At 70.4% G+C, this 25,729-nt stretch carries 18 protein-coding genes and 1 pseudogene; 11 read left to right on the top strand and 8 right to left on the bottom strand.

What is annotated here, in order from left to right; all coding sequences use genetic code 11:
* Nucleotides 1-143: 143 nt before the first annotated feature.
* Together ACH4U7_RS41775 and ACH4U7_RS41770 are read left to right on the top strand one after the other, a co-directional pair.
* Nucleotides 144-407, top strand: coding sequence for a DUF6332 family protein (locus ACH4U7_RS41775; protein WP_398533016.1), 264 nt, complete (start codon nt 144-146; stop codon nt 405-407).
* 61 nt (nt 408-468) lie between these two features.
* The gene (locus tag ACH4U7_RS41770) at nt 469-1,446 is read left to right on the top strand and encodes a DUF2797 domain-containing protein (protein WP_398533015.1); all 978 of its coding nucleotides are present in this window, start codon (nt 469-471) and stop codon (nt 1,444-1,446) included.
* A gap of 103 nt (nt 1,447-1,549) precedes the next feature.
* Here ACH4U7_RS41770 and ACH4U7_RS41765 read toward each other — a convergent pair whose 3' ends face one another.
* Nucleotides 1,550-2,215: a response regulator gene (locus ACH4U7_RS41765; protein ID WP_398533042.1), complete on the bottom strand. Its 666-nt coding sequence runs from the start codon at nt 2,213-2,215 to the stop codon at nt 1,550-1,552.
* A gap of 5 nt (nt 2,216-2,220) precedes the next feature.
* Nucleotides 2,221-3,543, bottom strand: coding sequence for a sensor histidine kinase (locus tag ACH4U7_RS41760; RefSeq protein WP_398533014.1), 1,323 nt, complete (start codon nt 3,541-3,543; stop codon nt 2,221-2,223).
* Nucleotides 3,544-3,921: 378 nt separating this feature from the next.
* Between ACH4U7_RS41760 and ACH4U7_RS41755 the strand changes: the two genes are divergently transcribed.
* The 8 genes from ACH4U7_RS41755 to ACH4U7_RS41720 all read left to right on the top strand — a co-directional run bounded on the left by ACH4U7_RS41755 (nt 3,922) and on the right by ACH4U7_RS41720 (nt 17,623).
* Nucleotides 3,922-5,472, top strand: coding sequence for a Rieske 2Fe-2S domain-containing protein (locus tag ACH4U7_RS41755; protein ID WP_398533013.1), 1,551 nt, complete (start codon nt 3,922-3,924; stop codon nt 5,470-5,472).
* A 148-nt stretch (nt 5,473-5,620) separates the two neighbouring features.
* Nucleotides 5,621-10,399: a putative T7SS-secreted protein gene (locus ACH4U7_RS41750; RefSeq protein ID WP_398533012.1), complete on the top strand. Its 4,779-nt coding sequence runs from the start codon at nt 5,621-5,623 to the stop codon at nt 10,397-10,399.
* 1 nt (nt 10,400) lies between these two features.
* Nucleotides 10,401-10,718, top strand: a complete 318-nt coding sequence (locus ACH4U7_RS41745) for a hypothetical protein (RefSeq protein WP_398533011.1) — start codon at nt 10,401-10,403, stop codon at nt 10,716-10,718.
* 248 nt (nt 10,719-10,966) lie between these two features.
* Nucleotides 10,967-11,974 (top strand): hydroxyacid dehydrogenase, encoded by a 1,008-nt coding sequence (locus ACH4U7_RS41740; protein ID WP_398533010.1) that lies wholly within the window; start codon nt 10,967-10,969, stop codon nt 11,972-11,974.
* Nucleotides 11,975-12,219: 245 nt separating this feature from the next.
* Complete coding sequence (locus tag ACH4U7_RS41735; RefSeq protein WP_398533009.1) at nt 12,220-13,554, top strand: ABC transporter substrate-binding protein; 1,335 nt, start codon at nt 12,220-12,222, stop codon at nt 13,552-13,554.
* The gene (locus tag ACH4U7_RS41730) at nt 13,547-14,554 is read left to right on the top strand and encodes a carbohydrate ABC transporter permease (protein WP_398533008.1); all 1,008 of its coding nucleotides are present in this window, start codon (nt 13,547-13,549) and stop codon (nt 14,552-14,554) included. Before ACH4U7_RS41735 ends, ACH4U7_RS41730 begins: the two co-directional genes overlap by 8 nt.
* The gene (locus ACH4U7_RS41725; RefSeq protein WP_398533007.1) at nt 14,551-15,480 is read left to right on the top strand and encodes a carbohydrate ABC transporter permease; all 930 of its coding nucleotides are present in this window, start codon (nt 14,551-14,553) and stop codon (nt 15,478-15,480) included. The genes ACH4U7_RS41730 and ACH4U7_RS41725 overlap by 4 nt, the downstream gene beginning before the upstream one ends.
* Before the next feature lie 157 nt (nt 15,481-15,637).
* Nucleotides 15,638-17,623, top strand: a complete 1,986-nt coding sequence (locus tag ACH4U7_RS41720) for an amino acid transporter (RefSeq protein WP_398533006.1) — start codon at nt 15,638-15,640, stop codon at nt 17,621-17,623.
* A 34-nt stretch (nt 17,624-17,657) separates the two neighbouring features.
* Here ACH4U7_RS41720 and kdpC read toward each other — a convergent pair whose 3' ends face one another.
* The 6 genes and pseudogenes from kdpC to ACH4U7_RS41690 all read right to left on the bottom strand — a co-directional run.
* Complete coding sequence (gene kdpC, locus ACH4U7_RS41715) at nt 17,658-18,245, bottom strand: potassium-transporting ATPase subunit KdpC (RefSeq protein WP_398533005.1); 588 nt, start codon at nt 18,243-18,245, stop codon at nt 17,658-17,660.
* Nucleotides 18,246-18,273: 28 nt separating this feature from the next.
* Nucleotides 18,274-20,379: a potassium-transporting ATPase subunit KdpB gene (gene kdpB, locus ACH4U7_RS41710; RefSeq protein ID WP_398533004.1), complete on the bottom strand. Its 2,106-nt coding sequence runs from the start codon at nt 20,377-20,379 to the stop codon at nt 18,274-18,276.
* Nucleotides 20,379-22,043, bottom strand: a complete 1,665-nt coding sequence (gene kdpA, locus ACH4U7_RS41705; RefSeq protein WP_398533003.1) for a potassium-transporting ATPase subunit KdpA — start codon at nt 22,041-22,043, stop codon at nt 20,379-20,381. The genes kdpB and kdpA overlap by 1 nt, the downstream gene beginning before the upstream one ends.
* The gene (kdpF, locus tag ACH4U7_RS41700; protein ID WP_398533002.1) at nt 22,040-22,132 is read right to left on the bottom strand and encodes a K(+)-transporting ATPase subunit F; all 93 of its coding nucleotides are present in this window, start codon (nt 22,130-22,132) and stop codon (nt 22,040-22,042) included. Before kdpF ends, kdpA begins: the two co-directional genes overlap by 4 nt.
* 250 nt (nt 22,133-22,382) lie before the next feature.
* Nucleotides 22,383-22,565, bottom strand: coding sequence for a hypothetical protein (locus tag ACH4U7_RS41695; protein WP_398533047.1), 183 nt, complete (start codon nt 22,563-22,565; stop codon nt 22,383-22,385).
* 269 nt (nt 22,566-22,834) lie between these two features.
* Nucleotides 22,835-23,245, bottom strand: a pseudogene (locus ACH4U7_RS41690) (hypothetical protein); the annotation flags it as partial.
* Nucleotides 23,246-23,447: 202 nt separating this feature from the next.
* Between ACH4U7_RS41690 and ACH4U7_RS41685 the strand changes: the two are divergent.
* Nucleotides 23,448-25,724 carry a DUF4118 domain-containing protein gene (locus tag ACH4U7_RS41685; protein WP_398533001.1) on the top strand — a complete coding sequence of 759 codons (2,277 nt, stop codon included), beginning with the start codon at nt 23,448-23,450 and terminating at the stop codon, nt 25,722-25,724.
* The last annotated feature ends 5 nt before the right edge of the window (nt 25,725-25,729 follow it).

Genomic DNA, 25,729 nt, shown 5'->3' with positions numbered 1-25,729 from the left:
GGACGTACGCCGGGCTTTCCGGTGTACGCCCCGTCTCCTCTCCCACCGCCGTTCTTCGCCGTTGTTCGCCGTATCTTCGCCGCGCCGGCACCGGACGTACGCCGCAGACGTCTTGACCGCCGGCAAGACCCTAAGCTGAAGGGATGAGAGGCATGAACGCCATGAGCGGTCCGCGCACCCAGGCCGACCGTGACGCCGTCACCGTGGAGATCATGTTCGCGGTCGTCACCGGCGCCCTGCTGGCGGCCCTGCTGTTCTTCGTCTGCGCGAGCCCGGCCCTCTTCGGCGACCTGGGCCGAGCGGCGGAGAAGACCTGGCTGACCGGCGCCGCCATCATGGCCACCGTCGGGTTCGCCGCCCGGGTCCTCCAGGTTCTGTGGTGGCTGCCGCACAAGCGGCACCGCTGACGTTCTCCCCCGGTAGGCAAGAAGTCCTGAGGCAAGAGGTCCGTAGGCAAGAGGTCCTGGTATGACGCATTGGCGGTGCGCGGGGCTGCGCTGGGGGCGGTCGGGCCCCGCGCTGGCCTGGCATCACCCCGCCCACGGCGACCGCACCTCCCCGCTCTCACCCGGCCGCCCGCTGGGCTTCACCGTTGTGAGCGACGCACACGCGGCCGCCGGGCCGCAGACGGCGGCGATGGGCGCGCCTGCGCCGCGTGGGCGGAGAAGCGAACGAGAAGGCTCGTCGCCCGGCCGCTGGTGCGTCGGCGTGCGGAGGGGCGCCCGGCACACGCCGTGCCCGGCGGGCGACGAGGTGTCCGCGTCCGCCGTCTCCGCCCAGTGCCCGGACTGCGCCCGGCTGGACCGCTCGTACTCGGTGGCCGCCGACACCCGCACCGACGACCCGCGCCCGTACGACGTCTATCTCGCCTGGTTCGGCCCGGATCTGATCAAGGTCGGGATCACCGCGGCCGAACGCGAGGGGGCCCGGCTGCTCGAACAGGCCGCCCTCTCCTACACCTTGCTCGGGCGCGGCCCGCTGATGGCCGCCCGCCGGGCGGAGGCCGTGCTGGGCGCCGCGCTCGGGGTTCCTGACCGCTTCCCGTACGCCGCCAAGCGCGCCGCCCGCGAGGCCCCACCGCCCCAGCGGGAGCGCGCGGCAGCGCTCGCCGCGCTGCACGCGCGGGCGTGCGCCCTGGGCGGGCTCCCGGAATCCCTCGCCCGCTGTCCGTGTGCGCCCGTCCACCATGACGCCGTTTTCCACCTGGACCGTGTGCGACCGGTGCACGGCGTCATCCGGCTCGCCCCCGGCCGTACGGTGGCGGGCCAGGTGGAGGCCGTGGCCGGGCCGGATGTCCACCTGACCGACTCGGCGGACCGCGCCCTGCTGCTCGACACCCGGCAGCTGGCGGGCTGGCCGCTGGCCGCGGCCCGCGCGGACGCCGCCACCACGGCGGAGGTGGCCGCGCCGGTGCGGGAGGCGGCGAAGCCGGAGGGGCTGTTCTGACCGGGCGGCGCGGGGCGGTCCCGGTGGCCCGGGGGCGCCCCCGGCTACCGCTGGGAGGTGCCCCCGCCAGCCGTAGCTGGGGGAAAACCGAGCCGGAAATCAGTCAGCCGAGCCAGCCCGGGCGTACCAGGCCCGACTCGTAGGCGAGGACGACGAGTTGGGCGCGGTCGCGCGCGCCCAGCTTGATCATCGTGCGGCTGACATGGGTCTTGGCGGTGAGCGGGCTGACGACCAGCCGCCGGGCGATCTCCTCGTTCGAAAGACCGATGCCCACCAGCGCCATCACCTCCCGCTCGCGCTCGGTCAGCTCCGCGAGCACGGCGGCGGGCGCCGGCTCCTTCGACCGGGCGGCGAACTCGGCGATGAGCCGGCGCGTGACGCCGGGCGAGAGCAGCGCGTCGCCCGCGACGACCGCCCGTACGGCGCGCAGCAGCTCCTCGGGCTCGGTGTCCTTGACCAGAAAGCCGGAGGCGCCCGAGCGGATCGCCTCGAAGACGTACTCGTCGAGCTCGAAGGTGGTCAGCATGACCACCTTCACCTCGGCGAGCGCGGGGTCCTCGGTGATCCGGCGGGTGGCGGCGAGGCCGTCGAGCTGCGGCATGCGGATGTCCATCAGGACCACGTCCGGGCGCACCTCACGGACCTGCGCCACCGCCCGCTCGCCGTCGGCGGCCTCGCCGACCACCTCGATGTCGGGCTGGGCGTCCAGCAGGGCGCGGAACCCGGCGCGGACCAGCACCTGGTCGTCGGCGAGCACTACACGGATCAGGGAGCTCAAGGGGCCTCCATGGTGGTCGCTTCGCCCGACGGTTTCTCCGACGGCGTCTCGTGCCGCGGTGTCGGGGACACCGTAGCGGCGGTGAGCGGAAGGCGGGCCCGGACCCGGAAGCCGCCGTCCGGGCGCGGCCCGGCCACCACCGTGCCGCCGAGCGCGGCGGCCCGCTCACGCATGCCGACCAGGCCGTTGCCACTGCTGCCGACGCCACTCGTCGGGCCGACGGCGGTCGCCGGACCGTCGTCGTCGATCCGCAGCTCCAGCTCGGCCGGGGCGTAGCGCAGCAGGACCCGGGCGGTGCGGGAGCCGGAGTGGCGGACGATGTTGGTCAGGGCCTCCTGGACGATACGGAAGGCGGCGAGGTCGGTGCCGGGCGGCAGCGCGGTCCGTACTCCGTCCGCCTTGACGCTCACCGCGAGGCCCATACCACGAGCCTGTTCGGTCAGCTCGTCCAGCCGGTCCAGACCGGGGGCGGGCGAGCGGGGCGCGGCCCCGGGCGCCCTGAGCGTGTCCAGGACCTGGCGGACCTCGCCCAGCGCCTCCTTGCTGGCTGCCTTGATGGTGGTCAGGGCGGTGCGGGCCTGCTCGGGGTCCTGGTCGAGGAGGGCGAGGCCGACGCCCGCCTGGACGTTGATCACCGAGATGCTGTGGGCGAGGACGTCGTGCAGCTCGCGGGCGATACGCAGCCGCTCCTCATCCGCGCGGCGCCGCTCCGCCGCCTCCCGCTCGGCCCGCTCGCGGGCCCGTTGCTCCCGCCGTACGCGAGCGAGTTCGGAGGCGGCGACGACCGCCACCACCCAGGCCACGCCGACCGCCTCCGGCCCCCAGGCGGCGGGGCCATCACCCGCGGGCGGCAGCCATCGATAGAGCCAGTGGGCGATGAGCAGATGGGCGGCCCACAGCCCCCCGAGCGCGCTCCAGGCGGCCATCCGCCGCCCGGCGGCCACGGCGGCGAAGCAGGCGACGACGAGGCTGAGGAAGACGGGGCCGTAGGGATATCCGGCGCCGAGGTAGAGCGCGGTGACGGCCGAAGTGGCGAGGACGGCGAGCTGGGGGTGTCGATGGCGTACCAGGAGCAGCGCGGGCCCGGCCACCAGCAGCGCCCGGCCGACCAGGCCGAGGTCGGCCCGCTCGAGCTGGTTCTCCGCGGCGAACTGCGTTCCGACCAGCTGGAGGAACGCGACGACCAGCGACGAGCGCCACGGCAGACGGGCGGCGGGGCCCGCGCCCCACCAGGGGCCCGCGCCCCACCACGGAGGACCCCAGGGCCGGGCGGCTGCCCGGCCGGACCTGGGGTGCCATCCCCGGGAGAATTCACGCATACCCGCAACGCTAGACCGGCCCGGGCCGCGACGGCGTCGCCCCGGGGCGGTGGCCGGGCGTACTCCCGGTGGAGTACGTGACGTGGGTGCGCGACGGCCGAGGACACCGGGCCCGGAGGTCCGGCCACCGATCAGCCGGCCACCGATCGACGCCGCGCGACACGCCGGGCTACGGCAACCGGGCGACGCTCGACCAGGGGAAACCAAATCCGGGCCACCGCCCCTGGCCTGGCCATCCGCGTGTCCCGGTGTCCTGGGACACGCGCGCTGCGGGTGCACACGCCCCGAAATCCCCACACAGTGAAAAACGTGATGTACCGGCCCCTTCCGTGACGGTTGGGGCGGGTGACCTACGGAGCCGGGCTGAGGTGCTGCGCTATGCGTGTAACCGGACTTGGGCATGCTGGACTGTTCATCGAAACCGCCGCCGGAACGGTGCTCTGCGACCCCTGGGTCAACCCGGCCTTCTTCGGCTCGTGGTTCCCGTTCCCCGACAACACCGACCTGGACTGGGACCACTACGGACGGGCCGCGGACTACCTGTATGTATCGCATCTGCACCGCGACCACTTCGACGCGGAGAACCTGCGCCGCAATGTGCGCAAGGACCTCACCGTGTTGCTCCCCGCCTTCGCCACCGACGAGTTGGAGTTCGAGCTGCGTGCGCTCGGATTCAGCGAATTCCTGCGCACCGAAAGCGGTGTCCCGGTCGAGCGCGATGGCCTGCGCATCATGATCACCGCCCTGACCGGCCCCGGCGACGGCCCCATCGGCGACTCCGCGCTGTCACTGGACGACGGGGAGACGGTGCTGCTCAACCAGAACGACGCACATCCGCTGGACATCCCCTCGATCCGGGCGTTCGGCGAGGTCGACGCGCACTTCCTGCAGTTCTCCGGGGCGATTTGGTGGCCGATGGTCTATCAACTGCCGGACACCGCGAAGCGGGAGTTCGCCGCCCGTAAGCGCGAGGGGCAGTCCGAGCGGGCCCTGCGCTATATCGACGCCGTCGAGGCCAAGCACGTGTTCCCCAACGCCGGCCCGCCCTGCTTCCTCGACGAGGACCTGTTCCAGTTCAACGGCACCGGCCGTGAGGGGACAAGCATCTTCGTCGACCAGCGGGAGTTCCTGGCGGAGCTCGCCGAGGCGCGGCCGGACACCTCGGCACACCTGCTGCTGCCGGGCACCGTCGCCGAACCGCTGCACACCGCGTGCAAGCTCACCCACCGCTACACCGCCAAGGAGATCGACCACATCTTCGAGCACAAGGAGGCATACCTGCGTGACTTCGCCCGCAGACAGCAGCCCGCGCTCGCCGCCGAGCGCGCCTCGCGCGCCCCGGCGCTGCCGCCCGAACGCCTGCTGGCCGAACTCAAGCAGTGGTGGGAACCGCTGTTGGCGCGCGCGGACCGGATCTGTGACGGGGTCGGCGGCCCGGTGCGGCTGGATGTGGACGACACCCCGATCGTGATCGACTTCCCGGCCCGCCAGGTCCGCCGCTGGGACGGTGAGCGCTGCCGCTACACGCTCTCCACCACGGGCGACCTGGTCGCCACCAACATCGCCCGGCGCGAGGTCGACTGGTCGAACAGTCTGCTGCTGTCCCTGCGCTTCAGGGCCAGCCGGATCGGGCCGTACAACGAATTCCTGTACGTGTTCTTCAAGTGTCTGTCCAGCGAGCGCATCGAGTACGTGGAGAACTACTACGACTCCGGGCACGACGACGGCCAACACGTCGAACTGGGCGACTGGCGCGTCCAGCGGCGCTGCCCGCATCTGCGCGCCGACCTCGGCCGGTTCGGACAGCTCGACGGCGACGAGCTCACCTGCACCCTGCACGGCTGGCGTTACGACCTGTCCACCGGCCGCTGTCTGACCGCCGACGGCCACGACATCCGGGCCGAGCGGACAGCACCGGCCGGCAGCTGAGGGCCCGGCTTGTGACCGGGGCGTGATTGCGGGAACCGCACCAGCCCATTCCACGTCGTTAGCGGCAGAGCACCTTGCTGTACGGTGCATATTGGTCGCAAACGCAAGACTGGGCAGGTCACGCCCCGGGGCAGGGAGACAAGGGCTGATGGGGTGGGATCTGACCCCCGACTGGTTGGACGACGCGGTCGAGTCGGGCACTGAGGCCGTCGGGGACGGTGTGGAGTGGCTGGGCAACAAGACTGCGGAGGGTCTGGACAAGGTCGGCTGGGAGGGCGGGGCGGACTGGGTCCGTGACAAGTCCCGCTCGGCAGCGAACGCTCTGGGCGCCGATGTCGCCGAGATGCAGCTGGATGAGACCGAGGACCCGAAGAAGTTGATCTTCGGCAGTGCGGGGAAGCTGCGGTCCACGGCTACGCATCTGCGGGATTTCCAGAAGGCGTTCGACCAGGTCGGCAATGGCCTCAAGGGGCTGGACGCCTCCCACCTGAAGGGCAAGAGCGCGGACGCCTTCCGCGACAAGGTGTCCATCGAACCGAAGAAATGGTTCAAGGCCGCCGACGCCTGCGAGAAGGCCGCGGTGGCGCTGGAGGGCTTCGCGGGCACCGTGGAGTGGGCGCAGGGCCAGGCGCAAGAGGCCATCGACGCGTACAAGGCCGCCAAGAAGGCATCCGAGGAGGCGCGTTCGGCCTACAACGGGAAGGTCGAAACGTACAACGCGGCCGTGGACACGTACAACGCCGCTGTAAAGGACGGGAAGGAACCGGGGGCCAAGCCGAAGAAGCCGGGGGATTTCGCCGACCCGGGCCCCGCCAAGGCGCAGGCCGCGCAGGAGAAGCTGGACGAGGCGCGGCGGCAGCGCAACAAGGCGGAGGAGACGGCGGTCAAGGCGGTGGCGCAGGCGCGGGATGCCGCTCCGCCCAAGCCGTCGTATGCGGAGCAGGCGGCAAGTGGCCTGCAGGGCATGGCACTGGATCTGGACCACTTCGCCGGGGGTGTGGTGAAGGGGACGGCGGGACTGGTCAATTTCGCCCGTGGGCTCAATCCGCTGGACCCGTACAACATCACCCACCCCGCCGAGTACGTGACCAACCTGAACAGCACGGCGGCCGGGCTGGTGACGATGGCCAATGACCCGGTGGGGGCGGGCAAGAACATGCTCGACGCCTTCGCCAAGGATCCGTCGGAGGGGCTGGGCCGTCTGGTGCCCGAACTGGTCGGGACCAAGGGTCTTGGCGTGGCGCGGGCGGGCATGGGTGCGGCCCGGGAGGGCATGACCGCGGCGCGGTACGCCCGTGGTGGGGAGGATGCGGCGCGTGCGGCGCTGCGCAAGGAGGGGTCGCATCCGTTCGCGCGCAAGGACGCCGGGAAGACCTGCAATGGCACGGACCCGGTGGACCTGGCGACCGGGAAGATGTTCCTGCCCCAGACGGATGTGGCGCTCCCCGGCGAGCTGCCGCTGATCTTCCGCCGCCGGGCGGAATCCGGCTACGCGGCCGGGGGCTGGTTCGGTCCCTCGTGGTCGAGCACGGCCGACCAGCGGCTGGAGATCGACGCCGAGGGCGTGGTGTTCGTCAGCGAGGACGGGCTGCTGTTGTCCTATCCGCACCCGGCTCCCGGCCTGCCCACCCTTCCCGCGGCGGGTCCGCGGTGGCCGTTGGAGCGGGACGCGCACGGCGAGTACACCCTCACCGACTCTGCCACTGGCCGCGCCTGCCACTTCACCGGCCCGGAGGGCGGGGGCGACGGGGTTGCGCGGCTAGCGCAGGTCATGGACCGAAGCGGCCACATCATCACCTTCGACCACGACGGTGAGGGGGCGCCCACAGGTATCCGCCACAGCGCCGGTTATCACCTGAAGCTGACCACCGCCGGCGGCCGGATCACCGCCCTCCACCTGGCCGATGCCGCGCCCGACGGCTCGGACCAGGAGATCGTCCGCTACGGCTACACCAACGGCAACCTGACCGAGGTCATCAACTCCTCAGGGCTGCCGCTGCGGTTCGCGTACGACGACGAGCGCCGGGTCATCTCCTGGACCGACACCAACGACCGCCGCTACGACTACGTCTACGACAACCGCGACCGATGTATCGCGGAAGGCGGCGAGGCGGGCCATATATCGGTCCGTATCGACTACCACGACGCCGACCCCGCCACCGGCCACCGGGTCACGACCGTCACCACGCCCGACGGCCACACCAGCCGCTACGTCATCAACGACGCCTGCCAGGTCATCGCCCAGACCGACCCCCTGGGCCACACCACCCGCACCACCTACGACCGCCACCACCGCCCCCTCACCCACACCGACCCCCTCGGCCACACCACCACCCACACCTACGACGAAGCCGGACACCTCACCACCCTCACCCGCCCCGACGGCCTGGAAACACACACCAGCTACAACGCCCTGGGCCTCCCGGTGACCATCACCGGCCCGGACGGCACCACCTGGCACCAGACCTGGGACGAGGCGGGCCGCCGCACCAGCCTCACCGACCCCGCCGGCCACACCACCACCTACGCCTACGACGACCACGGCCACTTGATCGCCACCACTGACGCGCTAGGGCAAACCACGCGCGTGATGTGCGACCCGGCGGGCCTCCCGGTGGAGATCACCGAACCACTCGGCGCCACCACCCGCTACCAGCGGGACCCCTTCGGCCGCCCCACCACCATCACCGATCCACTCGGCCACACCACCCACCTGGAGTGGACCGTCGAAGGCAACCTCACCGCTCGCACCTACCCCGACGGCACAACCGAGTCATGGACCTACGACGGCGAGGGCAACTGCACCAGCCACACCGGCCCCACCGGCGCGACCACCACCTACGAGTACACCCAATTCGACCTGTTGGCCTCCCGCACCGACCCGGACGGGGTGCGCTACGAGTTCACCCATGACACCGCGCTACGCCTCACCCAGGTCACCAACCCCCAGGGCCTGACCTGGAGTTACGAGTACGACGTGGCGGGCCGCATGGTGTCCGAGACGGACTTCGACGGCCGCACCCTCAACTACACCCACGACGCGGTAGGACGCCTCACGGCCCGCACCAACCCCCTCGGCCAGACGGTGGCCTTCGAACGCGACGCGCTCGGCCGTACGATCCGTAAAACCACAGACGGCCAGACCACCACCTTCACCTACGACCCCGCCGGACGCCTGACCACCGCCACCGGGCCCGACACCGAGGTGACCTACCAGCGCGACCGCATGGGCCGCGTCAAATCCGAAATGGTGAACGGCCGGATCCTCACCCACACCTACGACGCCCTGGGCCGCCGCACCCGCCGCACCACCCCAACCGGCGCCACCACCACCTACACCTACGACGCGGCAGGCAACCGCACCACCCTCACCGCCTCCGGCCACACCCTCGCCTTCGACCACGACGCCACAGGCCGCGAAACCAAGCGCCACCTCGACGACACCCTCACCTTCACCCACACCTGGGACCCCCTCGGCCGACTCACCGAACAGACCCTCACCGGCCCGGCCGCGACCGACCCCGTCCACCACCGGGCTTACACCTACCGCGCCGACGGCCACCTCACCGCCATCGACGACCAGCACGCCGGGCTCCGCACCTTCGACCTCGACGCGGCGGGCCGCGTCACCACCGTCCACGCGAGGCGCTGGACCGAGAGCTATGCGTACGACGAGGCGGGCAACCAGACCCACGCCAGCTGGCCGGAGCGACACCCCGGCACCGACACCATCGGCACCCGCGCCTACACCGGCACCCGCATCACCCGCGCCGGAGACATCCGCTACGAACACGACAACGCGGGCCGCCTCACCCTCCGCCAGAAAACCCGCCTCTCCCGCAAGCCCGACACCTGGCGCTACACCTGGGACACCGAAGACCACCTGACCACCGTCACCACCCCCGACGGCACCCTCTGGCGCTACCTCTACGACCCCTTCGGCCGCCGCACCACCAAACAACGCCTCGCCGACGACGGCCACACCATCGCCGAGCAGACCGACTTCACCTGGGACGGGCCCGTCCTCGTCGAGCAGACCACCACGACGACCGGCCTTCCCCGGCCCGTCACCCTCACCTGGGAACACCAGGGCCTGCAACCGATCGCCCAGACCGAGCGCATCACCGACACCACCACCCAACGCGAGATCGACCAGCGCTTCTTCGCGATCGTCACCGACCTCGTCGGCACCCCCACCCACCTCATCGACGAAACCGGCGACATCGCCTGGAACACCCGGACCACCCTCTGGGGCACCACCACCTGGGCCGCCGAGAGCACCACCTACACACCCCTCCGCTTCCCCGGTCAGTACTACGACCCGGAAACCGGCCTCCACTACAACCACCACCGCTACTACGACCCCACCACCGCCCGCTACCTCACCCCCGACCCCCTCGGCCTCACCCCCGCCCCCAACCCCGCCACTTACGTCCACAACCCCACCACCTGGAGCGACCCCCACGGTCTGGCGCCCTGCAAGCCCTCCCTCAGGGATCGTCTGAGGTCCCTGTTCAGCAGAGACCCCGTGTCACCGCAACCGCCGGCTGCCCGACCGCCCCTGATGCTGGAGTCGCCCAACCCCGGCATCGGTGCGGTCAGCGACCTGTACGGACCGTTCCACCGGCTGGGGTCACCGACACAGACGGTCGAGGTGACGCAGCAGGTCGTCGAGTCGGGAGAGTTGTGGGGCCGCGCCTCACGCTGGGGAGGCGAGGAGATGGTGCAGGCCCACCGAGGCGCCATTCCGAACAGCGCGCCACCCGGAAGCTTCGAGTTCTACACCTCCGTCGAGCCCAAGCCGCTGAGAAACACACCGCCTGGCTATGTGGCGTGGGAGCTCGGCAGCGAATCGGGGGTGGGTAGAGTCCACCACGGTGGCGAGGACTTCGCCAGGATTCCCGTTTTCGTCACGGAGGTGCGGTAGCGTGCGGCGCATCGACGCGGAGGCATTCCAAGGGTCTCCTCAGGCGTATGTCGCCCAGCTCGATGTGACGACCGAGGGCCTGGAGTCCCGCTGGGGCCCTCATGAGCTGACTCGGGATGACCTGGGCGACTGGTTCACCTTCGCCTTCGCCCTCGACAGCGGCACGCTCGTGGCCCTGGTGCGGGAGGTCGAACACGCCCCGCACCCCGGCTACATCCTGACGGCCATCGGGGGTGAGGACCCGCGCGCCGTGCTGACGGAGTTCCTTGCCGAATCGGGGCTGAGCGCGGATCGCGTCACCCATCAAGGCTTCGGCTGAGGTCGCCTCAGGCCCCGAAGAACCCGCCAAAGGACCAAAGGGCCCGGCGTCGGCACACCGCCGACGCCGGGCCCTTTGCCATGTCCGCCTCCCTCCCCACGCCAATCCATTCACGGCAACCGGTCGCATCCCCCGGCGCAGCCGTTCGCTCCCGCTCCATTGACCCTCTCGCGAGCGCGGCCATACCGTAGAGACCGGTTGCTATAGAGACCGGTTGCTATGAGATCCCCCGAGCCGGAGGCCATGCCTTGCCCGAGCGCCCACTGGCGTTGTTCGCCATGAGTACGAAGACCCTGCCGAGCGTCTACCCGCCCGAGGTACTGGACCGGCTGCGGGCCTCCGTGGAGGTCGATCCGTCGCTGATCGCCGAGGATTTCCGGGATCCGCGGGTACGGAGCGCCCTCGGGCGGGCCGAGATCCTGCTGACCGGGTGGGGCTGCCCGTTGATCGATGCGGCGGTGCTCGACGCCGCGCCCAAGCTGCGTGCCGTGCTGCACGCCGCGGGCTCGGTCAAGGGCATCATGGCCCCCGGCTGGTGGAAGCGCGGGCTGGTCGTCTCGTCCGCCGCGGACGCCAACGCGCTGCCGGTCGCCGAGTACACCCTCGGCATGATCATCCTGGCGGGCAAGGACCTCTTCGCCGCCCGCGAGCGCTACCGCTCGCTGCGCACCTTCCCCCTCGCCGAGATCATCCCCGGCATCGGCAACTTCGGGCGGCGCGTCGGCATCGTCGGCGCCTCGCGGATCGGGCGGCGCGTCATCGAGCTGCTGCGCCCGCTGGACTTCGAGGTGTTCCTCGCCGATCCGTACGTCGGCGAGGCCGAGGCGGCCGCACTCGGCGTCCAGTTGCTGTCGCTGGACGCGCTGCTCCAGCACAGCGACATCGTCTCGATCCACGCCCCCGCGACCCCCGAGACCCACCACCTGATCGGCCGCCGTGAGCTCGCGCTGATGCCGGACGGCGCGGTGCTGATCAACACCGCGCGTGGCAGCCTGGTGGACCACGACGCGCTGACCGAGGAGGTGCGCACCGCGCGGCTCAGTGCCGTCCTCGACGTCACGGATCCGGAGCCGCTGCCTGCGGACTCCCCCCTCTTCGAATCGCCGGGCGTCTTCATCACCCCGCACCTGGCGGGGTCGCAGGGCAACGAGGTACGCCGACTGGGCCTGTCCGCGGTGGGTGAGTTGGAGCGGCTGCTGGCCGGGATGCCGCTGTCCCATCAGGTGGATCACACGGAACTGGAACGCGCCGCGTGAGCCCGGCGACCCCGGCCGGCGCCCGCCCCGCCCTGGCCGGCGCCCGCCCTGCTCACTAGCAATCGATCTCTATCCCAAATCGCACCGGACTCCGAACTACCGGTTCGTACCACCGACCATGAGCAGCGAATTTACCAGGGTCCGAAAATTTCCGCGCACGACATCTTGTCCAGCGGAACCCTCACCTCTAGCTTCCACAGAGACCGATTTCTATGGTCCGATCACCGGCTCCCCGGGAGGAATCCATGAACAGCAAGCGGGTCAGAGTGGCCACCTGTGCGGCGGTGGTGCTCTCCGTCGTCCTGACCGGCTGCGGCGGCGGTGATGGCGGCACGACCGGGAAGGCCGAGGGCCCGGTCACCATCGAGTACTGGAACTGGCTCGAGGCCAAGAACGTCGACCCGGTGGTCGCCAAGTTCAACGCGACACACAAGGACATCAAGCTCAAGTTTGTGAAGCAGGCCGACAACCCCGGCACCCAGCAGAATCTGCGCAACGCGGTAGCCGCCCAGAAACACGTCCCGTGTCTGGTCCAGAACTTCGGCGAGGCGCCGTCCCTGGCCTCCGAGGGGCTGGCCCAGGACGTGACGGAGGAGCTGACGCCGTATCTGAAGAAGGGCCTGTTCGCCGAGTCGGCGCTGCCCTCCGCGCGGGCGGTGGACAAGTACTTCGCGGTCCCGGGCGGCGCCACGCCCCCGTTCATGATGATCAACCGCAAGGTGTACGACAAGTACGGCGTCAAGACGCCCAAGACCTGGGACGATGTGATCGCCGCGGGCAAGGAGTTCAAGAAGCACGGCATCTACGTCATGAATCTGGCGGGTGAAGACCCGAGCACCCTCATCGAACTGGTGCAGCAGGCCGGGGGTTCCTGGTACAAGATCGACGGAAACAAGTGGAAGATTGACTTCCTGTCTCCTGAGTCGCTCAAGGCCGCCGATGTCATCCAGCAACTGGTCGACAACGACCTGGTGGCCCATCAGACGTATACGGACAGGCCCGCGCTCATCAACTACTTCGACTCCGGGAAGATGGTGTCCCTGCCCACCTCCACCTGGCAGTTGCAGAACTACGAGCGCGAGTACAAGAAGTCGCTGGGCGACTGGGAACCGGTGGACCGGCCGCAGTTCAAGGACGCCACCGAGTTCGTCACCCCGATGCACTCGCCGACCAGCGGTCTGATCGTGCCCAAGGGCTGCGACCACGTGAAGGAGGCGGTCGAGGCCGCGGTGTGGCTGAACACCTCGAAGGACTCGACCGACGCCTCGTACCAGAAGGACACCAAGCAGTACACCTGGCCGGGCGCGATCCCCGACCCCTCCCCGTGGGTCGACTCGGCGGTGCCGGAGAAGCTCTTCGGCCCCAGGAAGTCCGAGGCGCGCGGCGTGATCCTCAAGTCGGTCAAGGCGGGCCGGGACAACTGGGTGGCGGGCCCCAACTACACGGGCATGTTCGCCGAGCTCCAGGACCAGTGGGCGAAGGTCACCGCGAAGAAGACCACCATGAAGGCGGCGCTGGAGCATATGCAGAAGTGGACGGTCGCCGACCTCAAGCGGAAGAACATCAACGTCGATGGCTGACACGTCGATGGCCGACACGTCCAAGGCCGACACGTCGAGGGCCAAGACATCGAGGGCCGAGGCCATGGCCACGGGCCCTCGGCCCGCGCCCGGCGCGGCGGCGCCGCGGCTGCCATGGCGGCGGATGATGGCGCTGAAGGGGGCGTCCTTCACCGCCCCCTTCTTCATCGGTTTCGCCCTCTTCACCCTGGCCCCCGTCCTCCTCGCGCTGCGCGAGAGCCTCTACTCCAAGCAGAGCTCCGGGCTCGGATTCGGCGAGAAGACCGTCGAGTTCACCGGGTTCGACAACTTCGCGCGGGGCCTGGAGGACGCCCACTTCTGGGCCGCTATGCTGCGGGTGGCGCTCTTCGCCGCGGTCGCCATCCCCACCATCATGCTGCTCAGCCTGATGATGGCGCTGCTGCTCGACGCGCTGAGCCACCGCCTGGCCGCCCGCTTCCGGGTGCCGTTGCTCATCCCGTACATGATTCCGGGCATTGTCGCCATCCTGATCTGGATCTATATCTACAGCCCGGTCGTGGGTCCGCTGACGCCGTTTCTCGCCCTGTTCGGGATCGACGCAAACTTCTACAGCGGCGAGATGATCTGGATCTCGCTCGGCAATCTGCTGGCCTGGAGCGGCGTCGGCTTCAACATGCTCATCGTCTACTCGGCGCTGCAGGCCGTACCGCGCGAGATCTTCGACAGCGCCCGCGTGGACGGCGCCTCCGAGTGGCGCATCGCCTGGTCGATCAAGGTGCCGCTGGTGCGCCGGTCCCTGGTGCTGATCACGGTGCTCAGCATCATCGGCACCCTGCAGATCTTCAGTGACCCGATGCTGTTCCGGACCATGACCCCGGAGACCGTGACCCGCGACTTCACCCCGATCATGGCGATCTACGACTGGGCGTTCCAGCAGGGCGAGTTCAACTACGCCGCCGCACTGTCCATCATCCTCGCCCTGGTGGTCGGCGCCGCGTCCGCCGTCTTCTACAAACTCACCAACAAGGCCCCCGTATGACAGCGACACTCCAGCCCGCGCCCGCGCCCGCATCCGCGTCCGCCAGGCGGCGCGCCGTACGCCGCCGCACCGCGCCCGGTGCGGTCCGGCATGGCACGCGCACCAAGGTCCTGGTCATCACCGGTCTGGCGTTCTTCGTCATCTACTCGCTGGCCCCGGTGTGGTGGCTGCTGGTGGCCGCCACCAAGAGCCAGAACGATCTGTACACCTCCGACGGCCTGTGGTTCTCCCGGATCCACCTCGGGGACAACCTGCACCAGCTGTTCACCTACCAGGACGGCATCTTCATCCGGTGGATGTGGAACACCGTCTACTACGGGGTCGTCGGCACCGCCGGGATGACCCTGATCTGCGTCGCCTGCGGCTATGGGCTCGCGATGTACGAGTTCCGCGGCCGGGGGGTGCTGATGGGCTGCATCATCGGCTCGTTCCTGGTGCCCAGCGCGCTGCTCACCATCCCCTCGTTCCTCCTCTACAGCGATCTGCAGCTGATCGACACGCCCTACGCGATCATCCTGCCCGGCTTCTTCAACGCCTTCTCCGTCTATCTGGCGAAGGTGTACGCGGAGGGGGCCATCCCGCCCGAACTGCTGGAGGCCGCGCGGATCGACGGAGCGGGCGAGTACCGCATCTTCTTCCAGATCGGTGTCCGTCTGATGTCGACCGGGGCCGCCACCATCTTTCTGCTCGGCTTCGTCGCCAGCTGGAACAACTTCTTCGGACCGCTGATCTTCCTGCGCAGCCAGGAGAAGTGGACCGTGATGCTGGGCCTCTACTCCTGGCTCAAGGTCAAGATGGACACCTCCACCGATCTGACCGGCATGGTCGTCGTCGGCTCGATCGTCTCGCTGCTGCCCATGGTGATCCTGATGATCTCCTTGCAGCGCTTCTGGCGGTCGGGCATCACGCTCGGCAGCCTCAAGTGACGCCGCGCGCACCGTACGCGCATCGCCCGCCGTGAAGCGGGCGCGACACGCCGGGCCCGACCACACCGCCGTGGGGTGCCGGAGAGGGGCACGTCTACCCTGATCTGGCCGCCCTCTCGGCGGTGTGTTCGGTTATGGGCAGCGACAGGAGTGCACGATGACCACTTCCACCCCAGTGGAAGCCCCTCCGGAGGGGCCGGGTGAGAGTCGCCTGCGCGCCTGGATGCTCAAGGGCCTGTCCGATATGAGCAAAAAGCCGGGCACGCAGACCCAGGACTCCGAGGGCTCCGGGGGCTCCGAGGGCCACCGCGGTCAGCGATGGTGGCGGGTGATGTGCCTGACCGGTGTGGACTACTTCTCCACGCTCGGCTATCAGCCCGGCATCGCCGCCCTGGCCGCCGGGCTGCTGTCCCCCATCGCCACCCTGGTGCTCGTGGTCGTCACCCTGGCCGGTGCGCTGCCGGTCTACCGGCGGGTCGCGCAGGAGAGCCCGCACGGCGAGGGGTCCATCGCCATGCTGGAGCGGCTGCTGACCTTCTGGAAGGGCAAGCTGTTCGTCCTGACCCTGCTGGGGTTCGCCGCCACCGACTTCCTGATCACCATCACCCTCTCCGCGGCCGACGCCTCCACCCACCTGGTCGAGAACCCGCACTTCACCAGCACCCTGCACGGCCATGAGGTCGTCATCACACTGGGCATGGTCGCCCTCCTCGGCGCGGTCTTCCTCAAGGGCTTCACGGAGGCCATCGGGGTGGCGGTGGTCCTGGTCGGCGTCTATCTGGTGCTCAACGCGGTGGTGGTGCTGGTCGGCCTGTGGCATGTGGCCACCGCCTCCCACGTGGTCACCGACTGGTCCCAGGCGCTCACCGCCGAACACGGCAATCCGCTCGTCATGGTCGGCCTGGCGCTGGTGGTGTTCCCCAAGCTGGCGCTCGGTCTGTCCGGTTTCGAGACCGGCGTGGCCGTCATGCCTCATGTCGACGGCGGCCCCGGCGACACCGAGGAGCGGCCGGTGGGGCGGATCCGGGACACCAAGAAGCTGCTCACCACCGCCGCGGTGATCATGAGCGTCTTCCTGATCGCCAGCAGCTTCATCACCACCCTCCTCATCCCCCAGGACGAGTTCAAGGACGGCGGCCAGGCCAACGGCCGCGCGCTCGCCTTCCTGGCGCATGAGTACCTGGGCTCCGGGTTCGGCAGCGTCTACGACGCCGCGACCATCGGCATCCTGTGGTTCGCCGGCGCCTCGGCCATGGCCGGGCTGCTCAACCTCATGCCGCGCTATCTGCCCCGTTACGGCATGGCGCCGCACTGGGCCCGCGCCGTACGCCCCATGGTCATCGTCTTCATCCTGGTCGCCTTCCTGGTCACCTGGATCTTCGACGCCGATGTCGACGCCCAGGGCGGCGCCTACGCCACCGGGGTGCTGGTCCTGATGACCTCCGCCGCGATCGCCGTCACCATCGCTGCCCGGCGCGCCGGGCAGCGCGGCTGGACCATCGGCTTCGGCGTCATCTCCGCCGTCTTCGGGTACACGACCGCGGTCAATGTCGTGGAGCGGCCCGACGGTGTGAAGATCGGCGCGTGTTTCATCGCGGGCATCATGGCCGTCTCCCTGCTGTCCCGGCTGGCCCGCGCCTTCGAGCTGCGCGTCACCGAGGTGGACCTGGACCCCATGGCCGAGCGGTTCGTCCGTGACACCGCCACCCGCCGGATGCGGTTCATCGCCAATGAGCCCGACAGCCGCGACGCGGCCGAGTACCGCGACAAGATCCAGCAGATCCGGGCGGACAACGACATCCCCGTCGACGAGGACTTCGTCTTCGTCGAGGTCACCGTCCGCGACCCCTCCGACTTCGAATCCGCGCTGCGCGTCCGGGGCGAGGTGCTGCACGGGCGCTACCGGGTGCTCACCCTCGACGGCTCCAGCATCCCCAACTCGCTGGCCGCGCTGCTGCTGCATGTGCGGGACCTGACCGGGTGCCGGCCGCATATCTACTTCGAGTGGACCGAGGGCAGCCCCTTCGCCCAGTTCCTGCGGTTCTTCCTGTTCGGACAGGGCGAGGTCGCCCCGGTCACCCGCGAGGTGCTGCGCGAGGCCGAGCCCGACCGGACCCGCCGCCCCCACGTACACGTCGGCTGAGCCGTCACCGGGCCTCCGGGGTGGCCGCTCGACGTCACCTGTCACCGGCCAGCGCGGCGTTGAGCTCGACGACGTTCACCCGCTTCTCGCCGAGAAAGCCGAGGACCCGGCCCTGGACGTGTGCGGCGACGAGCCGCCGTACCGTCGTCGGCTTGAGACCGCGGGCCTTGGCGACGCGGTTGACCTGCTGATAGGCGTACGTCGGCGAGATATGCGGGTCGAGGCCGGAGCCGGACGCGGTGACGGCGTCGACCGGTACGTCCTGGGGGTCGACCTTGTCGTACGCGGCGACGGCTGCGCGCCGCCGCTCGACCGCCTTGACCAGGTCCGGGTTGTTCGGCCCCAGGTTGGACGCGCCGGAGGCCAGCGGGTCGTACCCGCCGGCGGAGGGGCGGGGCCGGAACCACTGGGGGTCGGGGCCGACGTTCTGGCCGATCAGGCTGGAGCCGACGGTCCTGCCGCGGCGTTCGATCCGCGAGCCGTCCGCCTGGTCCCGGAACGCCAGCTGCGCCACGCCGGTGACGGCGAGGGGATAGAGGATGCCGGTCACCGCGGTGAACACGAGCAGCAGCCGCAGGGCGGACAGATGGCGGCGGACCGTGCGGGGAAGGGGGCCGGGCATGGGGTTCGCCTTCTTCCTGTGTCAGGGGTCAGCGCAGTCCCGGGATGAACTGGACGATCAGGTCGATCAGCTTGATGCCGAGGAAGGGCAGGACGAGCCCGCCCAGGCCGTAGACCCGGATGTTGCGGCTCAGCAGGGACGCCGCCGAGGACGGCCGGTAGCGCACTCCGCGCAGCGCCAGCGGGATCAGCGCGACGATGATCAGTGCGTTGAAGACGATCGCCGAGGCGATGGCCGAGGTGGGGCTGTGCAACCGCATGATGTTGAGCTTGTCCAGGCCGGGGTAGACCGCGGCGAACATCGCGGGGATGATCGCGAAGTACTTCGCGACGTCGTTGGCGATCGAGAAGGTGGTCAGCGCACCACGGGTGATCAGCAGCTGTTTGCCGATCTCGACGATCTCGATCAGCTTGGTCGGGTTGGAGTCCAGGTCCACCATGTTCCCGGCCTCCTTGGCGGCCGAGGTGCCGGTGTTCATGGCCACGCCCACGTCCGCCTGGGCAAGCGCCGGGGCGTCGTTGGTCCCGTCGCCGGTCATCGCCACCAGCTTGCCGCCCGCCTGCTCCCTTCTGATGAGCGCCATCTTGTCCTCGGGCGTGGCCTCGGCGAGGAAGTCGTCGACCCCCGCCTCGTCGGCGATCGCGCGGGCGGTCAGCGGGTTGTCGCCCGTGATCATGACGGTGCGGATGCCCATACGCCGCAGCTCCTCGAACCGCTCCCGCATACCGTGTTTGACGACGTCCTTGAGGTGGATGACGCCCAGGACCCGGGCGGTCCCCTCCGTACGCTCGGCGACCACGAGCGGGGTGCCGCCCGATTCGGAGATCCGGTCCACGACGCCCTGGACCTCGTCGCCGGGCCGCCCGCCGTGTTCGTTCACCCAGGCGGTGACGGCCGCGGCGGCGCCCTTGCGGACCTGTCGGCCTTCGACGTTCACGCCGCTCATCCGGGTCTGGGCGGTGAAGGGCAGGTATTCGGCGCGGGCCAGTTCGCCCTCGTCGCGGGCGCGCAGTCCGTACCGCTCCTTGGCGAGGACGACCACCGAACGGCCCTCGGGGGTCTCGTCGGCGAGCGAGGAGAGCTGGGCCGCGTCCGCGAGGTCGTCGACGCCCGCCCCGTCGACCGGCAGGAACTCGGCGGCCTGGCGGTTGCCGAAGGTGATGGTGCCGGTCTTGTCCAGCAGCAGGGTGTTGACGTCGCCCGCGGCCTCGACGGCCCGGCCGGACATCGCGAGCACATTGCGCTGGACGAGCCGGTCCATCCCTGCGATGCCGATCGCGGACAGCAGGGCCCCGATGGTGGTCGGGATGAGCGCGACCACGAGGGCGATCAGGACGACGATGGTCTGCTCGGCGTGCGCGTAGATGGCGAACGGCTGGAGGGTGACGACCGCGAGCAGAAAGATGATCGTGAGTGAGGCGAGCAGAATGTTCAGCGCGATCTCGTTCGGTGTCTTCTGCCGCGCGGCGCCCTCCACCAGGGCGATCATCCGGTCGATGAAGGTCTCCCCCGGCTTGGAGGTGATCTTGACGACGATCCGGTCGGACAGCACCTTGGTACCGCCGGTGACCGCGGACCGGTCGCCCCCGGACTCGCGGATGACCGGGGCCGATTCGCCCGTGATCGCGGACTCGTCGACCGAGGCCACGCCCTCGACGACATCGCCGTCGCCCGGGATGGTCTGCCCCGCCTCGACGACCACATGGTCGCCCAGCCGGAGCTCGGCCGCGGGCACCGACTCCTCGCCCGCTGCATCACCCGTGGCCCCGTTGGCGGTCTTCGCACCCGGCCGCCAGTCGATGAGCCGGCGGGCGACCGTGGCGGTCTTGGTCCGCCGCAGGGTCTCCGCCTGGGCCTTGCCGCGCCCCTCGGCCACGGCCTCGGACAGGTTGGCGAAGACCGCGGTCAGCCAGAGCCATACGGTGATCACCCAGGCGAAGACGCTCGGGTTCTTGATGGCCGAGAGGGTGGTGAGGACCGCCCCGACCTCCACGACGAACATCACCGGGTTCCTGACCATGGTCCGGGGGTCGAGCTTTCCGACCGCGTCGGGCAGGGAGGTGAAGAGCTGTCGGGGGTCGAGCAGACCGCCCGAGACCCGGTGCGCCGTTGCTTCGGCGGTGGTCGAGGACATCACTGAAGACCTTCCGCGAGCGGCCCCAGGGAGAGTGCGGGGAAGTAGGTGAGGCCGACGACGATCAGGACCACGCCGGTCAGCAGCCCGACGAACTGCGGCCGGTGGGTGGGCAGCGTGCCCGCCGTGACCGGCACCGGCTGCTGCCGCGCCAGCGACCCGGCCAGCGCCAGCACGAACACCATGGGCAGATAGCGGCCGAACAGCATGACCAGGCCGAGCGCGGTGTTGTACCAGGTGGTGTTCGCGCCGAGCCCGGCGAAGGCCGAGCCGTTGTTGTTGGCGGCCGAGGTGAAGGCGTAGAGCACCTCGGAGAAGCCGTGCGGCCCATGGTTGAGCATGGCGGCACGCTCGCCCGGCAGCGCCATGGCCAGACCCGCGCCCACCAGCACGATCGCCGGTGTGGTCAGGATGTACAGGGACGCGAACTTGATCTCCCGGCTGCCGAGCTTCTTGCCCAGGTACTCGGGGGTGCGGCCGACCATCAGCCCGGCCACGAAGACCGCGATGATCGCCAGGATGAGGATTCCGTAGAGGCCGGAGCCGGTGCCGCCGGGCGCGATCTCGCCCAGCATCATGTTGAAGATGGTCATCCCGCCGCCGAACGGCGTGTAGGAGTCATGGAAGGAGTTGACCGCTCCGCAGGAGGTGAGGGTGGTGGACGCGGCGAACAGGGCCGAGGCCCAGATGCCGAAGCGCTGCTCCTTGCCCTCCATCATTCCGCCCGCCGCCTGGCCCGCCTGGCTGCTGACGCTGTGGAGCTCGTCCACGGTCACCACGGCGATCGAGGCAGCCCAGATCACGGCCATGACCGTGACGATCGCATAACCCTGGCGGTGGTCCCCGACCATCCGCCCGAAGGTGCGCGGCAGGGAGAACGAGATCACCAGCAGGAGGTAGATCTCCAGCCAGTTGGTGAAGGGGTTGGGGTTCTCGAAGGGGTGGGCGGAGTTGGCGTTGTAGAAGCCTCCGCCATTGGTGCCCAGCTCCTTGATCACCTCCTGTGAGGCGACCGGGCCTCCGATGAGGTTCTGGTGGCCCCCGGTGATGGTCCGGATCGACTCGACACCGTGGAAGTTCTGGATCACCCCGCCCGCGACCAGCACGATCGCGAAGACGAACGCGATGGGCAGCAGCACCCGCAGCACGATCCGGGTGAGGTCCACCCAGAAGTTGCCGACCTGCTCGGTCCGCTCCCGGGTGAAGCCGCGGATCAGGGCGGCGACGACGGCGATGCCCACGGCGGCGGAGACGAAGTTCTGCACCGCGAGCCCGGCCATCTGCACCACATGGCCCAGCGCCGACTCGCCCGAGTACGACTGCCAGTTGGTGTTGGTGGCGAAGGACGCCGCGGTGTTGAACGCCTGGTCCGCGGGCATCGGCCGGTTGCCGAGCGACAGCAGCAGATGGTTCTGCAGCCGCAGGAATCCGTACAGGAAGAGGACGGACACCGCGGAGAACGCGAGCACCCCGCGGAGATAGGCCGACCACCCCTGGTCGGCGTCGCCGTCCACGCCGCCGAGCCGGTAGACCAGCCGCTCGGCGGCGAGATGCCGGGAGGTGGTCAGGGTGTGGGCCAGGTGGTCGCCCAGCGGCCGGTACGACAGGGCCAGCGCGGCCACCAGCGCGAGGATCTGCAGCCAGCCCGCGAGGGTGCCGGTCACGAGAACTTCTCCGGGAAGATCAGGGCCAGCACGAGATAGCCGAGCAGAGCCACGGCCACGACGAGCCCGACGATGTTGTCGACGCTCACGGTGCCTCTCCGTTCGCCCCGCCGCGACAGCGGCTGCCCGTCACATCAGCGGCTCCGCCGCGGGCACTGTCGCCCGCGCGGCGCAGAGGTGCGGCCATCGCGGTCGTGTGCGGACCGGCGGCCGCGCGTGCGACGCTCACGGTGCTCTCTGGTTCGCCCCGCCGCGGCAGCGGCTGATGTGACTGTCGCCCGCGCGGCGACAGCAGGCGAATCCCGGTCGTGTGCCGACCGGCGGCCGCGCGTGCGACGCTCACAGTCGCCCGGCCCCTTTCGCCACCAGGCCGATGACGGCGAACACCACGACGGTGACCGCGATGAACAGCAGATCCGGCATATGGGCAGCACCCCGGCAGGTCGTGAGGGGACCGCTCCCCCGGCGGGGTGGGCGGTTGTCGGCGGTGACCGGCGCCCTCGCCAAAGCGCCGGATGCCACCGCCGACGCCCCTTGTTAGCGCGCCGGTGCCGCCAGGTCCTGGGACGTCGGCGTGTCTTGCCGCAAATCGGACCGATCGAGTGAGTGTGCCGTGACCGCGCGCCCCTCAGCCCGCGGCGGGCGGCCGGAAGCGCAGCCGACAGATGACCGCGTCGGTGTCGCGGCGCAGCGCGTGGGCGACGACGGCGCCGCGCTGGTTCTGGAGGAGCCGCTGCCACAGATGGGCGGGCTCGGTCTCGGGAATCAGGACGGTGACGCGGGTGCCGGGGTGACGCGAGGGCGGCCCGGTTGCCCAGGTGTGCCCTGGCCACGCCGTACGCCCCGCCGCCGTTCGGGAAGGCCGCGATCACCTGCCGGTACGAGGCGACCAGCACGGCCAGCAGCCCGGCGATGGCCAGGGTGACCGGCAGGGTGAAGCCGAGGCCGTGCGCTCCCGCGGCGGCCGGCACCAGGACGATGGCCTCCGGGCCGTAGGCGACGGACGCCATCGCGTCCAGTGAGAGCGCCGCCAGGCCCTGTGTCGCGGTGAGCTGGTGCCGCCCGGCCCCGGGGTCGGGCCGTACGCCTGCGTCGAGGGCCGTATCGGGGGCTCCTCGCCACCCTCGCGGGGAGCCTTGGCCGGGCCCTGGCCCCGGGAAACCGTCGACATGGTGCGTGAGACCCTCCGTGAGTCGGAGCACCCAGCTTTCGGACCCCGTCGCACATACGTGCGCTCTTTTATCGGACCCCTGGCACCCGGCGCCCGGGTTTTGACGCCTCCTTGACGGCGACACGGTGAACGGGTCCGACAAGCGGCGGCCGGGCGGTTTCCGCGAGCGCACCATGGAAGTGCGGAGCGCGTGATCGTGTCGCGCCGCCCCCACATTGGACAGGAGTCCGCCGATGGCCCGTGGACGGTTGCGGATCTACCTCGGGGCGGCCCCCGGGGTCGGCAAGACGTACGCCATGCTCCAAGAGGGCCAGCGGCTGCGCTCCCTGGGCACCGAGGTGGTCATCGGCCTGGTCGAACCGCACGGGCGGCGCCCGACCGCGGCGCTGGCGGAGGGGCTTGAGACCATCCCCCGCCACACCCTGGTCCACCGCGGGGTGTCCTTCACGGAAATGGACCTCGACGCGGTGCTGGCCCGCCGCCCGCAGGTCGCGCTGGTCGACGAGTTGGCGCACACCAATGTGCCGGGGTCGCGCAACGCCAAGCGGTGGCAGGACGTCGAGGAGCTGCTGGAGGCGGGCATAGACGTGGTCACCACGCTCAACGTCCAGCACCTGGAGTCCCTGAACGACGTCGTACGCCAGATCACCGGCGTCACCCAGCACGAGACCCTGCCGGACGAGGTGGCGCGCCGCGCCGACCAGATCGAGCTGGTGGATCTGCTGCCCGAGACGCTGCGCCGGCGGCTTGTGCACGGCGATGTCTATCCCCCGGACCGTATCGAGGCGGCCCTGACCCACTACTTCCGGGTCGGCAACCTCACCGCGCTGCGCGAGCTGGCCCTGCTGTGGCTGGCCGACCGGGTGGAGGAGGGTCTGCAGCGCTATCGCGCCGAACACGGCATCACCGCCCCGTGGGAGACCCGGGAGCGCATTCTGGTGGGCCTGACCGGCGGCTCGGAGGGCGAGACGCTGATCCGTCGCGCCGCCCGGATCACCGCCCGTACGCCCGGCAGTGAGCTGCTGGCCCTCCATGTCGTGCCCGGCGACGGGCTCGCGCGGGGCGACCAGGCCGCACTGGCCGGCCAGCGCGGCCTGGTGGAGTCGCTGGGCGGCAGCTACCACCAGATGACCGGCGAGGACATCCCCGAGGCGCTGCTGCAGTTCGCGGAGGCCGAGAACATCACCCAGGTCGTGCTCGGCGCCAGCCGGCGCGGCAGGTTCTCGTTGCTGCTGCACGCGGGTGTGGGACAGCGGACCATCCATGACTCGGGCCCCATCGACGTCCATATCGTCACCCACGAGGCGGCGGCGGGCGCCTCCGCGCCCCGGCTGCCCCGGCCCGGCCACGGCGGCACCGGACCGGTGCGGTACTGGTCCGCGCTCGTGGGAGCCGCGCTGCTGCTGCCCCTGCTGACGCTCGTGCTCACCGGGCTGCGCGCCGGTGTCGGCCTGTCCGGTGCCCTGGTGCTCTACATGCTCGCCGTCGTGCTGGCCGGGCTCGTCGGCGGACGTCTCCCCGCGCTGCTCACCGCGGTCGCGGCGGGTCTGCTCGCCGACTACTACTTCACCCCGCCGATGCACTCCTTCAAGGTCGAACGGGGCGTCGACGTCGTCGGGCTGGTCGTCTTCCTCGCCGCCGCGTGGCTGGTGGGCACGGTGGCGGGGACGGCCGCCCGCCATACGCACCAGGCCGTCCGCGCGACGTCCGAGGCCCGGGCGCTGAGCCGGATGGCGGCGGCCATGATGCGCGGGGAGCCCCTGCCGACCCTGCTGGAACAGGTTCGGGAGAACTTCTCCCTCACCGCGGTCAGCCTGCTGGAACGCGATACGGACCACGGCCCGGAACCCCGCTGGTACGTCGTCGCCAGCACCGGTGTCCGGCCACCCGAGCGACCGTACGACGCGGATGTGGAGGCGCCCATCGACGACCGTCTCACCCTGGCCGCCCGCGGCCGGGGCCTGAGCGGCGACGACCGCCGCATCCTCACCGCGTGTGCGGCGCAGATCGGCGTCGCACACACCCGGGGCGGACTCGCCCGGCGCGGCGCGGGGACGGACCTCGACGAGCAGGTACGACCGCGTGCCGGAGCGCTCTATCTGCGCCCGGTCGACCTGGACGAGGCGCTGACCGCGGCCCTCGACGACCTCGGCCCCGGCGGCCACTCCATCTCGCTGCGGCTGCCGGAACGGCTGCCCGATGTCATCGCCGACGCCGCCCTCCTCGCCCGGGTGCTGGCCACGCTGGTGGCCGACGCCCTGCGCCACAGCCCGCCCGACGCCCCGCCGACCCTCACGGCCGAGGCGCTGCCGGGCCGGCTGACGGTCCGGATCGCGGGCGACACCACCGGTGGCGCGGTGGACGGCGAGCGCGAGAGCCCGTCGCTGCGGCTGTCCCGCGACCTCACCGAGGCCATGGGCGGCACCGTGGAACACACCACCGGCGGCGGGGCGGCCTCGGTGACGATCACGCTCCCGACCGTGGCATATCACCCCGACCCCGAGGGGTGACATTA

Source organism: Streptomyces sp. NPDC020845, assembly GCF_044334165.1.
Taxonomy (GTDB): Bacteria; Actinomycetota; Actinomycetes; order Streptomycetales; family Streptomycetaceae; genus Streptomyces.
Note: the sequence above shows the minus strand (reverse complement) of the source record. Positions and strands in the feature narration are given on the sequence as shown.

Bases quoted from the DNA above. Each gene is read 5' to 3' on its own strand.
- ACH4U7_RS41775 (WP_398533016.1), top strand. From the start codon at position 144: ATGAGAGGCATGAACGCCATGAGCGGTCCGCGCACCCAGGCCGACCGT.
- ACH4U7_RS41720 (WP_398533006.1), top strand. From the start codon at position 15,638: ATGACCACTTCCACCCCAGTGGAAGCCCCTCCGGAGGGGCCGGGTGAG.
- kdpB (WP_398533004.1), bottom strand. From the start codon at position 20,379: ATGTCCTCGACCACCGCCGAAGCAACGGCGCACCGGGTCTCGGGCGGT.
- kdpC (WP_398533005.1), bottom strand. From the start codon at position 18,245: ATGCCCGGCCCCCTTCCCCGCACGGTCCGCCGCCATCTGTCCGCCCTG.
- ACH4U7_RS41735 (WP_398533009.1), top strand. From the start codon at position 12,220: ATGAACAGCAAGCGGGTCAGAGTGGCCACCTGTGCGGCGGTGGTGCTC.
- ACH4U7_RS41750 (WP_398533012.1), top strand. From the start codon at position 5,621: ATGGGGTGGGATCTGACCCCCGACTGGTTGGACGACGCGGTCGAGTCG.
- ACH4U7_RS41770 (WP_398533015.1), top strand. From the start codon at position 469: ATGACGCATTGGCGGTGCGCGGGGCTGCGCTGGGGGCGGTCGGGCCCC.
- ACH4U7_RS41760 (WP_398533014.1), bottom strand. From the start codon at position 3,543: ATGCGTGAATTCTCCCGGGGATGGCACCCCAGGTCCGGCCGGGCAGCC.
- ACH4U7_RS41730 (WP_398533008.1), top strand. From the start codon at position 13,547: ATGGCTGACACGTCGATGGCCGACACGTCCAAGGCCGACACGTCGAGG.
- ACH4U7_RS41685 (WP_398533001.1), top strand. From the start codon at position 23,448: ATGGCCCGTGGACGGTTGCGGATCTACCTCGGGGCGGCCCCCGGGGTC.
- ACH4U7_RS41755 (WP_398533013.1), top strand. From the start codon at position 3,922: ATGCGTGTAACCGGACTTGGGCATGCTGGACTGTTCATCGAAACCGCC.
- ACH4U7_RS41725 (WP_398533007.1), top strand. From the start codon at position 14,551: ATGACAGCGACACTCCAGCCCGCGCCCGCGCCCGCATCCGCGTCCGCC.